The sequence below is a fragment of the Intestinimonas sp. MSJ-38 genome (genome assembly GCF_018917925.1).
In the GTDB taxonomy this organism is placed as follows: domain Bacteria; phylum Bacillota; class Clostridia; order Oscillospirales; family Butyricicoccaceae; genus Pseudobutyricicoccus.
In genome coordinates this window covers 100,005-111,810 of sequence record NZ_JAHLPO010000009.1, presented here as the reverse complement: position 1 = coordinate 111,810, position 11,806 = coordinate 100,005, and the positions used below count along the sequence as shown (strand labels likewise).

Sequence of the window (11,806 nt, the reverse complement as noted above, 5' to 3'; positions counted from 1 at the left end):
ATGTGTTCAGTCGACTGATACTAATAGGCCGAGGGCTTGACCTAAATATTGGGCAACCTCGTTTCCGGATTTCCTTCCTTGTTCAGTTTTCATTGTGCTTTTGTCAATGAAAGTGCAATAAAGAAATACGAAGTAAGTGCCGATGACCGTGAGGGTCCACCTGTTCCCATTTCGAACACAGAAGTTAAGCTCACGAGTGCCGAAGATACTTGGCTGGCGACGGCCTGGGAAAATAGGTCGGTGCTTACTCCGTATTATATTCCTCCTTAGCTCAGTCGGTAGAGCATGCGGCTGTTAACCGCAGGGTCGTCTGTTCGAGCCAGACAGGAGGAGCCAAGAGCGAAAGCCGCCGCAGAAATGCGGCGGCTTTTTCCATAGCAAGGGCCTTTAGCTCAGTTGGTTAGAGCATCCGGCTCATAACCGGACGGTCCCGGGTTCGAGTCCCTGAAGGCCCACCAGATACCAAAAGACACGCCATTTGGCGTGTCTTTTTTCTTATTCAGGCAAAACACCGAGGGTTTTACAAGCCGCTTACAGCCTGTCACACTCTCCTTTTACACATTTTTGATAAACTTACTACTCCACTTTGAAAAAGGAAACTGGAGAAAAAAGAAACAAAAAAATTTTTGTAGTTCTTACAAACAGATGGATGGGGTTTTGTAAGAATGGGCTTTGGAAAATTCAGTGGCTGTGTAAGTTTGTTACAAAACAAGGAGAGGTTTTCATGCGGCGGGATATACAGGTTTTGGATCGGGTAAAAAGTGCATATTCGTCCCTTCGGCCATCGGAACAGAAGGTAGCCGATTGCATTTTGAATGATCCCGAAGGGTGTACTCAATATACCCTATCCCTATATGATTTTCGCCAATATGCAGGCGTTGGGTTTGTCCTCTGTGAAGAATGTAGTAAAAGTGGGGGATACCATCTCCGATATCAGAGAAGGCGTCCAGGCCGGTGTCTGGACGGTGGGAGTGGTGGAAGGAAGCTCTCAGTTGGGGTTGAGCCAGCAGGAATACCAGCAGTTGTCCACTGAGGTCCAGGAGGATGTTTACCGCAAAGCGGAGATCGGGTTCCGCCAGGCCGGGGCCCAGTTTGTCATCCGGAATTTGTCCCAGCTTCCGGCATTGATTCAGGCGCTGGGAATGGAAAAACACTAATACAGAAGAAAAATCAAAAGGGCAGGGAAAGATCCCTGTCCTTTTGTTATGCGTGAAAAATCTGGCGTTTTGCGGTTTTTTTGTATTGCTGAAAAAATTTTGCAAACTTTGTCTTTTTGTGTCGCATTGCTCCATGGCAACTGGTATAATGGGAAAGCAATGGAGAAACATGACAGAGCCCCTCCGCGAAATTTGCAGACTCTGTTATGAAAATCTTCAAAACGGAGGGCAAAAATATGAACGAGCAAAAACAAGTGAGCAACCAGCAGACGCAGCCTGTGCAGACGCAGGAACCGGTGAAAAAAAAGAAAGGAAAAATCAAAGGATTTTTCCGCTGGCTTGCGCGCCACCCCAAATTGCTGATACTGTTTATCCTGGTGGTGGCCATAGCCGTGGGCGGCCCCTTCTTCTGGCTGGCCATCCGGGATCAGATGAGTATTTACAGCGATACCAGCAAGCTGGGGTTTGAGGACATCGGCGAGATGGCTACACAGTCGGCTTATTGCACCGAAATCAGCATGACCGAAGCCAATCGGGAATTCTTTGGCATTTCCATTCCCTTCACCCAGAGCAAATATATTTACAGCTATGATGTGGAGATCAAGGCTGGCTATGACTTTGGGGAGATCCAGTGGAGTGTGGACGAGGAAACAAAGACCATTGAAGTCAAATTGCCGGAAGTCCAGATTCTCAGCAACGAGATCGATTTGGATTCCTTCAAAGTGTATTATGAGAAAGAGAGTATTTTCCGTCCCATCACCTTGGAGGAAAACAACGCCGCCATGAAGAAATTGCAGGAAACGGCGGAAAAAGATGCCGTTGCAAATGGGCTTTTGGAAAACGCTGAAAGTAATGCGAAAACCATTCTGAAAGCCTTTTTCGCCAAAGGCTTTGATTTGGAAAAATACGAGATCCATTTTTCCTAAACGGAAAGGAGTGCTAGTCAGTGAAAAGCTTTGTGAGAGGGATTTTATACGCGCTGGGGATTCTGGCGGCCGCTGTGGTGATCTTTTACTTCATTCTGTTCATCACCGCCTGAGCCTCTGCTGCACAGCGCAAAACAAAGCCCTGGGAGAAAATTCTCCCAGGGCTTTTTGCTTATCGTGTTATTTCTGGTTGTTTTCTTTGTTCCGCTTTTTCTGGCCTTCCTGAGCCAGGTCACGGATGCGAAGCTCTTCCTGGAATGCTTCGTTCCGTTCGTCATGGCCGGTTTGCTGCAAGCCGGTCATCCGGGCTTGCATTTCGCCGGTGACAAAAGGACTGAGGTACATTCCGGAGGAAACGAACTTGGCCCGCTGCATGCCGCTGTCCAGAATGGCAAAGGGCTGGAAGATGGTAAAGAGCAATGCATATTTCATTCCCAGCTTGGGGATGCGAATCACCAGGAGAACCAAAAGCAAAGCAGCCATCCACAGGTAGAGGGAAGGCTTTGCCAAGCCCATCAGAGCCAGCAACAGCAGCGCCACGCTGGCGGCGGTGTTGCCCAGGCTGTCGCTGTCATAGCCTTTCTCCCGGGCTGCATAGACGCGAAGTGGAAGAAACAGAATGTCTGCCACAAGGCACACAGCCACAACGGCCACAAAGAGGAGAAGGTATTTCCAGTTCCAGGTGCCCCAATATTCCCGCAGAGCCTCTTTGTGCTGCTGCTCTTCGGCGATCATATGACCGTTGGGGTTGGCGTTGTCTGCGAAGCTGTAAGAATACCGCTGGGCAACTTCTCCCCAGTCTTCGCTCCAGTGCACATAGTTGAGAGAAGGCAGGATGCCCACGAAGGAAGAGACCATATAGACAACTACCACAAGCCCTACGGCCAGGATGGCGGTCCATCGTTTCCAGGGTTCAGAAAAGGCGTGGTCATACAGGTAAAGGATGAAACTCACCGCGAAATAGACAAGCACCAGGGAGCTGAGCACCAGCATCAGCACCATCAAGGGGCCGTAGGCCGGCTGGACCCGGCCAAAGAAGCGGGTGGTTTCCCACAAAACCAGAGAGAGAAAGCCCAAGATCAGAATAAAAATAAAATTGGTGGGAACAAAACGGCGATTGCTCATCATTTTCATACGAAACATAAGGACCCTCCTTTCAAAGGGGAAGAACAACGCTCTCTGATTCTGTTTGACCATATTATACCATGTGCCGAAATTTTAGCAAGATATCCGGGATAAAATCAGCGATATAACCAAATGTATTGTTAAAAAATTATCAATATTGCTATTGAAGGGATGGAATTGGCGGGGAAAAGAAAAAACAAATAGTTACAAAAAATAACAAAAAGAGTAAAACTAGGAGGGAATCAAAAGAAGTAACTATAAAAAGAGGTGAAATGGTGATTTTTCATGAAGAAATGTCTTGTAAAATGAAGGGAATAAAAGAAAAACGAAACAAATTGTAAGAAATATTTTGGCAAAATAGAATAAATAACTGGGGAAAAGGGGAGAATATATCCCTGAAAAGCCTATATTTTACGGCGCTGGTGGGGAAGGTCGAAAGAAAATAGTTGCAAATTGGTATCAAATCGGTTACAATGGAGAAGGTTTCAAGCTGGCAAACAGGCCAGCGGATGGTCAGAGCGCCATTCCCCGCAGACCGCAAGCGGGGGGAGCCAGCCAGAGGGTGGGCAGAGCTTGCCCGATGACGGCACCAAAAGCCCGCGGCCTTGGCCGCGAGGAAATGGAAGGAGACATTCCCCAATGGAAACCAAGAAAAAGAGCCGATTGATCCCCATGTGTTCCATGTTCCTGGCCTCGTCCCTGTTGATGGGCGGCATGATGATGGGCACCAAGCGGGTGGTCATTTATGACGAAGGGGAGCGCCATGTGGTCTATACCCTTTCCGGTGATCCCCAGCGGGCCGTGGCCGCAGCAGGCATCGAACTGGAGGCTGATGATGAAATCACCTGCTCCGGAGACCTTTCCCAGGGCTTTGGAGTGGTACAGGTGGAGCGGGCCTTCCCGGTGCTCATCACCGCCGATGGCCGCACCCATATGTTGCAGACCACCGGCGGCACGGTACAGAGCATCCTGGCTGACGCCGGCATCACTCTGGGAGAGCAGGATCTGGTTTATCCGGCCTCCGAAGAGGAACTGACCCAGGGCAGCGATATCACTGTGCGCCGGGTGGAAGTTCGCAATGAAGAAGTGCGGGAGAGCATCCCCTATACCACCCAGACGGTGGAGACCGATGCCCTTCCCTATGGGGAGAGCCGGGTGGTGCAGCAGGGCCAGGCCGGTGAAAAGGTGACCACCTTCCGGGTGGAGTACCGGGACGGAGCGGAATACAGCCGTACCAGCCTGGGCACTGAAATTGCTCGCCAGCCGGTGACCGAAGTGATTGAAACCGGCACCGGAGGTATGGTACAATACAACGGTCAGAACTACACTTACAGCAAGGTGTATCAAATGAAGGCCACCGCTTATACCACAGAGGGCAAGACCTGGAAGAAAACTGCTTCCGGCACTATCGCCCGTGTGGGCGCTGTGGCGGTGGACAAAAATGTGATCCCTCTGGGCTCCCGCCTGCTCATCCAGGGCAGCGACGGCAGCTGGATGTACGGCCTGGCGGTGGCAGAAGACACCGGCGGCGCCGTGAAGGGAAACAAGATCGACCTTTATTTCAACACCTATCGGGAGTGTATCAATTTCGGCGTACGGACGGCCACCGTCTATGTGCTGGATTAGATCGCATCAAAAGGGTGATCCCATCTGAATCTGTGTGATATCGGCACCATCAAAGAGATATTGACCCGTCATGGGTTTCATTTTTCCAAAAGTCTGGGGCAGAATTTCCTCTGTGCCAGGCATGTGCCCACAGCCATTGCCCAAGGGGCAGGCATCGACGAAAATACCGGTGTGCTGGAAGTGGGCCCCGGCATCGGCACCCTCACCCGGGAGCTGTGCCAGAGAGCCCGGCGTGTGGTGGCGGTGGAATTGGACCGCAGACTGCCCCCGGTTCTCCAGGAGACCTTGGGAGAGTTTGATAACTTCCACCTGGTGGAAGGAGACATTCTGAAAACAAATATTCCCCAGCTGTGCCGTGAGGAGCTGGGGGAAGGGCGGAAAGTGGCCTGTGCCAATCTGCCCTATTATATCACCACCCCGGCTCTCACCGCTTTGGTGGACAGCGGCTGCTTTGCCCAGATCACCGTTATGGTGCAGAAGGAAGTGGCCCGGCGGATCTGTGCAAAACCGGGCACCGGGGATTATGGGGCCTTTTCGGTCTATTGTCAGTTCCACGGAAAGCCCTCCATTTTGCTGGATGTACCGGCTGGGTGCTTTATCCCGGCTCCTAAGGTGGATTCCGCCGTGGTGACTCTCACGCCCTATGAGGAAAATCCTCTGGGGCCGGTGGACGAAGGGCTTTATTTCCGGGTGGTGCGGGCGGCCTTTGCCCAGCGGCGCAAGACGCTGCTCAACTGCCTGCGCCATGGCTTTCCTCAGCTGGAGCGGGAGGATGTGCTCCATTGCCTGGAAGAGGCCGGCATCGGAGCGCAGGCCCGGGGCGAGACCCTGGGGCTGGAGGACTTTGCCCGTCTCACAGAGGCTGTGGGAAGGCGTTTGCAAAAAGAATAAGAAAAGAGGGCCGGGCCATCTGTGGCTTCGGCCCTTTGCCCTGTGGAAAGAAAAAAGGAGAATGGTATGCTCAAGGCTCTGTGGCTGTGGCTGCTGCTGATCAATGGGACGGCTTTTGCCTTGTGTGGTGTGGACAAATGGAAAGCGGTGCAGGGCCGCTGGCGGGTGCGGGAGCGCACTTTGCTGCTGGCGGCGGCACTGGGAGGAAGCCCGGGGCTGCTTTTGGCCATGCGGGTCTTTCATCATAAGACCAGGCACCGAAAATTCACCTGGGGCGTGCCGGCTATTCTGGTTTTGCAGGCAGCCGTTTTGGTGTGGATGGCCGTTCAGCGAGGCCGCCTTTGAAGCGGGAAAGCAAGGAGGGAAGCTGTTTGGGAAAGTGGATCAAACGGGTGCTGGCCGTGCTGCTGTTGTGCGCCATGGTGCTTTGTTATGCCCGATGGATCGAGCCGCGGTGGATACAGGTGAAAAAAGTGGAGCTCTCCCTTCCGGGTCTCACAGAGAAAATGCGGGTGGTCTGCTTTGGGGATACCCATATGGGGCTGGAGTTCGGCCCGGAAGATCTGGAAAAATGGGTGGAAAAAATCAACCGGCAGGAGCCCCAGGCCGTGGTGTTCCTGGGGGATCTGTTTGACAATTACAGTCAATATGAGGGCGATCCGGAAGAAGTGAGCCGGGTGTTGTCCCAGCTGCAGGCGCCGTGTAAGCTGGCGGTGATGGGCAACCACGATGTGGGAGGCGGCGCTGAGCGGGTCTATGAGGACATCATGGAGAAAGCGGGCTTTCAGGTGCTGCGGAATCAAAATGTGCAGCTGGGGTCGGTGAACTTCGTGGGGGCCGATGAGCTGCTGTTTTTCGTGCCCCAGGTGGAAGGGCTGGAGGAAGAAGGAAAATGCAACATCCTTCTGTCCCACGCTCCCGACTATGCCGATGAAACTCAGGGCTTTCAGTTGTCGGTGGCCGGCCATACCCATGGCGGCCAGGTGTGTTTGCCCTTTTACGGGGCCCTGGTCAAGCCGCCGGGAGGAGAGAATTACACCGCCGGGCTGTATGAAAAAGGAGACGAGCTGGTTTATGTCAACCGGGGATTGGGCGTGACCTCACTGCCCCTCCGCTTTTTCGCCCGGCCGGAGATCACCGTGCTGGAGCTTTCTCCCCAGGGAGAATAAAACCAGTGTTTACAGTTCGTTCAACATTTACCCGTTGTCATCGGGTACAATCGTCCTATCCAAAAGGAGGGAACGGGGATGAATGTAAAGAATTACCGTTATGACGGCAGTCAGGAACTGTCTTTGAAAAAAGCCCCCACCAGCGCCAAGGGCCTGGGACTCCAGCGGCAGGAAATCGAAGAAAAGACCCGGAGCAATATGGAGAAGATCGCAAAGCTCCAGGATAAACTGTATGCCCAGGGGCAGGAAGGCATCGTCATTTTGCTTCAGGCCATGGACGCCGCCGGGAAGGACAGCGCCATCAAGCATGTAATGGGAGCCATCAATCCCCAGGGCATCACAGTGCACAGCTTCAAGCAGCCCAACAGCCAGGAGCTGAGCCACGATTATCTGTGGCGGGCCGTGCGGCAGCTTCCGGCCCGGGGCAGCATGGCCATTTTCAACCGGTCTTATTATGAAGATGTGCTCATTGTGCGGGTACACTCCTTGCACAAGGGTTATCAGATGGCCCAGCGGTGCCTGGATGACCCGGAGTTTTTCCAGAAGCGGTACCGGCAGATCCGGCATTTTGAAGAATATCTCTATGAGAACAGCTACCGGGTGGTGAAGGTCTTTCTCCATGTGTCCAAGGAGGAGCAGAAGGAGCGGTTTCTGGAGCGCATCGAGCGGAAAGAGAAAAATTGGAAATTTTCCCAAAGCGATGTAAAAGAGCGGGCCTATTGGGAAGAATATCAGAAAGCCTATGAAAAGGCCATCAATCAGACGGCCACTCCCCACAGCCCATGGTATGTGCTGCCGGCGGACAACAAATGGTACACACGGTATCTGTTGTCCCAGGCGGTGCTGGAGACGCTGAAGGACATCGACCCTCAGTATCCCGCGCCGCCCCCAGAGCAGGAAGAACAGCTGCAGCAGTGCCGGAAGATGCTGGAGGAAGAGTGCTGAGATCCAAGCAAAAGGGAAGGAAAGAATCGGAATGAAAAAAGGCCAATGGCAAAAAGCTCTGCTGGCTTTGTGCACCGCCGGAATGATTTTGGCGGCGGGGTGCAGCCAGGAAAAACAGGAAAATCAGGAGAAGGACAAAGGAGAGGATTCTATGAACAAGGCAACCATTACCATGGAAAACGGGGAGAAGATCCACATTCAGCTGGACGACGAGCAGGCCCCCATCACAGTGGAAAACTTTGTGGAGCTGGTGCAGGACGGTTTTTATGACGGCCTGACCTTCCACCGCATCGAGCCGGGATTTGTCATCCAGGGCGGCGATCCTCAGGGCAATGGCACCGGCGGGCCGGGACACACCATCAAGGGTGAGTTCAAGGCCAATGGGGTGAATAACACCATTTCCCATGAACGGGGCGTCATTTCCATGGCCCGGGCCCAGGACTATGACAGCGCCGGAAGCCAGTTCTTCATCACCCTGGATGACGCTGCCTTCCTGGATGGCCAGTATGCCGCTTTCGGCACTGTGGACGAGGAAAGCATGGAAGTAGTGGACGCCATTGTGGAGCAGTATCTCACAGGCGGCAAGGCCCCTGTGATGGAAAGCATCGTAATGGACGACTGATTTTATAGGAAATAAGAGTAACGCCCCGGCGCAGTTTGCGCCGGGGCGTTACTCTTGTATTTCTGCAGGAAAAGTGATACAATAAGAAAAAGAAAATGGTATAGTGAATTAGCGCGATGAAAGGAGAAGCGGAACATGAAACGGTATGTATTGTCCCGATGCGTCAAATGGCTGGGAATTTTCCTGCTGGCCGGCGGCGTGATTTTTTACATTCTCCAGTTGGCACCCCCCGACCCCAGCCAGGTGGTTTTAGCAAAGCCTGTGATTTACCTCTATCCGGAAAAGGCCCAGGAGACCAGGGTGAATGTGGAATTGACAGCCGGTACATTCACCGTCACCGAGCCTGCTTTGCAGGATGGATGGCAGGTCACCGCCTATCCGGACGGCACCTTGGTGGACGAGGATGGCCGCACCTGGCCCTATCTGTTCTGGGAAGCCGATTCCCAAGAGGAGTTCCAGTTTGAAGAGGGCTTTGTGGTGCCTGGCCAGGATACCGGTGCCTTTTTGGAAAAGGCTCTGGCTGTTCTGGGGCTGAATGAAAAAGAACGCCAGGACTTTCTGGAATACTGGCTGCCTTTGATGGAGAAGAACCCCTATAACCAGATTGCCTTCCAACAGGAGGAATACACCAGCCTGGCCGCTCTGATCATCGACCCCGCCCCCGATACCCTGATCCGGGTGTTTATGGCCTGGAAGGGCCTGCAGGAGCCGGTGGAGATGAAGGAGCAGGTGTTGACTCCCGTTTCCCGGCAGGGCTATACCGCCGTGGAATGGGGCGGCACACAGGTGAAATGACAGAAAAAGAGAACTGGGACCATTGGTCCCAGTTCTCTTTTGATACAGGAAAACAATACAAAATGCAATATATAATTTTATTATTTCGCCATGTCTAATAAAATATCCCCTAATGCATCGGCAAAGAGGGAAGCGGAGTAAAGAGCTTCATCCAGGGAGTTGCCGCTGGTGCCTACCTCCAGAAGCATACTTCCCGGAGTCACATGCTGATTGAAGCGGGCGGCCCGTACATTGATGGGCCGCATGATGCCGGGATAGAGGGCATTCATCTGCTGCTGGATCTTGGCTGCAAGAGCCAGATGATCCGGCCAGTCGTCAAAGGTCAGGCCGCCTCCATCGGTGCCGGCCACCAGCATCAGCTGGGCCGCCTGCCGTCCGCCGATCTGGGCTACGGTTTTGTACTTCTTGCCGCTGGAGGTGATCATGGCGTCCCGATGCACATCAATGACAAATTTGATGGAGGGATTTTCAGAGATAGCCTGCTGGATCACTTCCAGCGCCCGGTTATAGGCACCGTTGTAGGAAGGACTGTCACACAGCACAGTGGCATGGATGGTCTTGATTCCCTTTTCGTTTAAGATCTTTTCCATTTCAGCGCCCACCCGCACCACATTGTAATTGGTGTCGGTGGTGCGGTCGGTGTCGGTGGGGGTGTACCAGTTGGCGACATCAGGGGTATAAGCCTCGCTGCCATGGGTGTGGACGATGAGTACCGCCGGTTCATCCAGGGAAAAGGGAATGGAAACATTCTGATTCAGCAGATCTTCCATGTTGATCTGGTAGTCGGTTGCGTTTTTATAATAGACCGTACCTGCGCCGGGATAGGAACCGTCATCCCCCTGGATCTGGATAGCGGCGATGTTGGCTTGGCTTTGGCTGGTCTGTCCCTGGGGCAGCACGGCCTCGCTCACCTCTTCCCCGGCAGAGACCGTTTCATCTCCTGCCTCGTCCTCTGGCAGGAGGGCGGCAGAAGGGGAATAATCCTCTACGGGCAAGTCGTTTTGGGCCGGGGAGAGGGAGGAAAATGATGCGGGCCAGGGGGATCCCTGGGCGAAAGCCCACAGTCCCACGGCGGCCAGAACAAGAGGCCACATCCCTTTTTTTCGTCTGTTTCGGCTTCTGATTTTTCTGTAGTTCCTGTGCCCCAGCGCCATGAAAAACTTCCTCCATCCTGGTGTTGATGGAACCATTCTATGGCTCGGGCAGCTTTTTTATGCCTTGTCCTCAGCTGAGAAGGCTTTCGATGTCCTCCACAGACAGATGGGTATGCAGGGCCATGTCAATGGCATACCCCAGGATCTTGGCACTTTTCACCATCAAGGCATCGATGTCTTTGGGGGTGACGATGAGGGAGGTGGGAGGCAGTTCCTCTTCCGGCGGTGCGTTGGGGCAAAGATCGGCGGCCAGGGTGCGGGCTTCCACCACCGTGGGAATGCCCAGGGCCAGCACCGGGGTGTGGAGGGTCTGCTCATCCAAAGGGAAACGGCCGGGGGCGATGCCGCCGCCGGGGGTGATGCCGGTGTCGGAAAGCTGAATGGTGCGGCAGAGCCGGGAGAGCTTCCGGGACACCAGCGAGTCGATGGCGATGATGGCATCCGGACGGATCTTTTCGCATAGCCCTAGCACCACTTCGCCAGTCTCCACACCGGTGAGCCCCAGCACCCCAGGAGCAATGGCACTGACCCGGGCAAAGGAACGGAATACATCGGGCATGGTGTCTTTCAAATGCCGGGTGACGATGATCTTTTCGGTGCAAAGCGGCCCCAGGGCGTCGGCGGTGAGGTGGCGGTTGCCCAGCCCCACGATGAGCACGCTTTCCGGTTGGGAGGGCAGCAGGCGGCGCACCTGGCGGGCCAGAAGGGAGGAAGCGGCGGCGATGGTGTGATCCTCCCGCTCCCAGTTTTCTCCCAGCTGGAAAGTGATATAGCGGCCCTGGGGTTTGCCCATCTCCTGGGCCCCCTCCGGGGTGCGGATGTGCACCTCTGTCATGTGGATGCCGTCCTGCTCTTCTTCCTTCCAGTCCACTCCTGGCGGCTCCCGAAGAGTCTGCTCCTGATAGAGTTCCCGGGCCTCCAGGGCCAGGTCTGTGCGTCTCGATTCCATCGCTTTTCCTCCCATTTTTCTCTTAGTGTTTCCCACAGAAAAGAAATATGCAAAAATTGTGTGAGAAACACTTGCATTTGCCGCCGCAAAATGATAGAATAAGCAATGCTATGAATATCTGAGGTAAGGAGGTCATGATTTTGCCGAATATTAAGTCCGCGAAGAAGCGCGTGCTGGTCAATAAGACAAAGAACGAGAGAAATCGCGCCGCGAAGACAGCGATGAAGACACAGTTGAAGAAGTTCGACAGTGCCATTCAGCAGGGCACCGGCATCCAGGAGGCGTATAAGGCCACCGTGGTTTGCCTGGACAAGGCTGTTGCCAAAGGTATTCTGCACAAGAATACTGCCGCGAGAAAAAAGAGCGCGCTGGCGAAGAAGGTCAACGCCGCCACCAAATAAGCAGTGGGATTTTGACGATCTTCCAGGGCTGGGATTTGTTCCCGGC

13 protein-coding genes, 2 tRNA genes and 1 rRNA gene are annotated in these 11,806 nt (G+C 53.8%); 13 read left to right on the top strand and 3 right to left on the bottom strand.

Annotation, left to right across the window (positions count from 1 at the left end; translation table 11 throughout):
• Window positions 1–132 precede the first annotated feature (132 nt).
• The 5 genes from rrf (at window position 133) to KQI26_RS07620 (ending at window position 2,083) form a co-directional block, all read left to right on the top strand.
• A 5S ribosomal RNA gene (rrf, locus tag KQI26_RS07640) occupies window positions 133–249 on the top strand.
• 11 nt (window positions 250–260) lie between these two features.
• A tRNA-Asn gene (locus KQI26_RS07635) sits at window positions 261–336 on the top strand.
• Between the two features lie 45 nt (window positions 337–381).
• Window positions 382–458, top strand: a tRNA-Ile gene (locus tag KQI26_RS07630).
• 357 nt (window positions 459–815) lie between these two features.
• Window positions 816–1,157, top strand: coding sequence for an HAD hydrolase-like protein (locus KQI26_RS07625; RefSeq protein ID WP_216503948.1), 342 nt, complete (start codon window positions 816–818; stop codon window positions 1,155–1,157).
• Window positions 1,158–1,393: 236 nt separating this feature from the next.
• Window positions 1,394–2,083, top strand: coding sequence for a DUF4230 domain-containing protein (locus KQI26_RS07620; protein WP_216503947.1), 690 nt, complete (start codon window positions 1,394–1,396; stop codon window positions 2,081–2,083).
• A 180-nt stretch (window positions 2,084–2,263) separates the two neighbouring features.
• Here the strand turns inward: KQI26_RS07620 and KQI26_RS07615 are convergent, their stop codons facing one another.
• Window positions 2,264–3,226 carry a hypothetical protein gene (locus KQI26_RS07615; RefSeq protein WP_216503946.1) on the bottom strand — a complete coding sequence of 321 codons (963 nt, stop codon included), beginning with the start codon at window positions 3,224–3,226 and terminating at the stop codon, window positions 2,264–2,266.
• Window positions 3,227–3,847: 621 nt separating this feature from the next.
• Here KQI26_RS07615 and KQI26_RS07610 point away from each other — a divergent pair.
• The 7 genes from KQI26_RS07610 (at window position 3,848) to KQI26_RS15325 (ending at window position 9,256) form a co-directional block, all read left to right on the top strand.
• Window positions 3,848–4,834, top strand: coding sequence for a 3D domain-containing protein (locus KQI26_RS07610; RefSeq protein ID WP_216503945.1), 987 nt, complete (start codon window positions 3,848–3,850; stop codon window positions 4,832–4,834).
• Between the two features lie 60 nt (window positions 4,835–4,894).
• Window positions 4,895–5,725: a 16S rRNA (adenine(1518)-N(6)/adenine(1519)-N(6))-dimethyltransferase RsmA gene (gene rsmA, locus KQI26_RS07605; RefSeq protein WP_253292727.1), complete on the top strand. Its 831-nt coding sequence runs from the start codon at window positions 4,895–4,897 to the stop codon at window positions 5,723–5,725.
• 66 nt (window positions 5,726–5,791) lie between these two features.
• Window positions 5,792–6,070 carry a DUF1294 domain-containing protein gene (locus KQI26_RS07600; protein WP_118748273.1) on the top strand — a complete coding sequence of 93 codons (279 nt, stop codon included), beginning with the start codon at window positions 5,792–5,794 and terminating at the stop codon, window positions 6,068–6,070.
• Window positions 6,071–6,096: 26 nt separating this feature from the next.
• On the top strand, window positions 6,097–6,894 hold the full coding sequence (locus KQI26_RS07595) for a metallophosphoesterase (protein WP_216503944.1): 798 nt from the start codon (window positions 6,097–6,099) through the stop codon (window positions 6,892–6,894).
• A gap of 78 nt (window positions 6,895–6,972) precedes the next feature.
• Window positions 6,973–7,839: a polyphosphate kinase 2 family protein gene (locus KQI26_RS07590; RefSeq protein ID WP_118427690.1), complete on the top strand. Its 867-nt coding sequence runs from the start codon at window positions 6,973–6,975 to the stop codon at window positions 7,837–7,839.
• Window positions 7,840–7,990: 151 nt separating this feature from the next.
• Window positions 7,991–8,461 (top strand): peptidylprolyl isomerase, encoded by a 471-nt coding sequence (locus KQI26_RS07585; RefSeq protein WP_253292739.1) that lies wholly within the window; start codon window positions 7,991–7,993, stop codon window positions 8,459–8,461.
• A gap of 135 nt (window positions 8,462–8,596) precedes the next feature.
• Window positions 8,597–9,256, top strand: a complete 660-nt coding sequence (locus KQI26_RS15325) for a hypothetical protein (RefSeq protein WP_253292726.1) — start codon at window positions 8,597–8,599, stop codon at window positions 9,254–9,256.
• Between the two features lie 80 nt (window positions 9,257–9,336).
• On the opposite strand, the gene spoIIP is transcribed toward KQI26_RS15325, so the two are convergent.
• Both spoIIP and gpr read right to left on the bottom strand, forming a co-directional pair.
• Window positions 9,337–10,350, bottom strand: a complete 1,014-nt coding sequence (spoIIP, locus tag KQI26_RS07575; protein WP_216503943.1) for a stage II sporulation protein P — start codon at window positions 10,348–10,350, stop codon at window positions 9,337–9,339.
• Between the two features lie 130 nt (window positions 10,351–10,480).
• Window positions 10,481–11,359, bottom strand: a complete 879-nt coding sequence (gene gpr / locus KQI26_RS07570; protein ID WP_216503942.1) for a GPR endopeptidase — start codon at window positions 11,357–11,359, stop codon at window positions 10,481–10,483.
• Between the two features lie 140 nt (window positions 11,360–11,499).
• On the opposite strand from gpr, the gene rpsT reads away from it, so the two are divergent.
• The gene (rpsT, locus tag KQI26_RS07565) at window positions 11,500–11,760 is read left to right on the top strand and encodes a 30S ribosomal protein S20 (RefSeq protein WP_216503941.1); all 261 of its coding nucleotides are present in this window, start codon (window positions 11,500–11,502) and stop codon (window positions 11,758–11,760) included.
• Window positions 11,761–11,806: the final 46 nt, after the last annotated feature.

What these genes read in the sequence shown, in the direction of transcription:
- KQI26_RS07625 (WP_216503948.1), top strand. Translation starts at nt 816, where the DNA reads ATGATCCCGAAGGGTGTACTCAATATACCCTATCCCTATATGATTTTC.
- KQI26_RS07620 (WP_216503947.1), top strand. Translation starts at nt 1,394, where the DNA reads ATGAACGAGCAAAAACAAGTGAGCAACCAGCAGACGCAGCCTGTGCAG.
- KQI26_RS07615 (WP_216503946.1), bottom strand. Translation starts at nt 3,226, where the DNA reads ATGTTTCGTATGAAAATGATGAGCAATCGCCGTTTTGTTCCCACCAAT.
- KQI26_RS07610 (WP_216503945.1), top strand. Translation starts at nt 3,848, where the DNA reads ATGGAAACCAAGAAAAAGAGCCGATTGATCCCCATGTGTTCCATGTTC.
- KQI26_RS07600 (WP_118748273.1), top strand. Translation starts at nt 5,792, where the DNA reads ATGCTCAAGGCTCTGTGGCTGTGGCTGCTGCTGATCAATGGGACGGCT.
- KQI26_RS07590 (WP_118427690.1), top strand. Translation starts at nt 6,973, where the DNA reads ATGAATGTAAAGAATTACCGTTATGACGGCAGTCAGGAACTGTCTTTG.
- KQI26_RS07585 (WP_253292739.1), top strand. Translation starts at nt 7,991, where the DNA reads ATGAACAAGGCAACCATTACCATGGAAAACGGGGAGAAGATCCACATT.
- KQI26_RS15325 (WP_253292726.1), top strand. Translation starts at nt 8,597, where the DNA reads ATGAAACGGTATGTATTGTCCCGATGCGTCAAATGGCTGGGAATTTTC.
- spoIIP (WP_216503943.1), bottom strand. Translation starts at nt 10,350, where the DNA reads ATGTGGCCTCTTGTTCTGGCCGCCGTGGGACTGTGGGCTTTCGCCCAG.
- gpr (WP_216503942.1), bottom strand. Translation starts at nt 11,359, where the DNA reads ATGGAATCGAGACGCACAGACCTGGCCCTGGAGGCCCGGGAACTCTAT.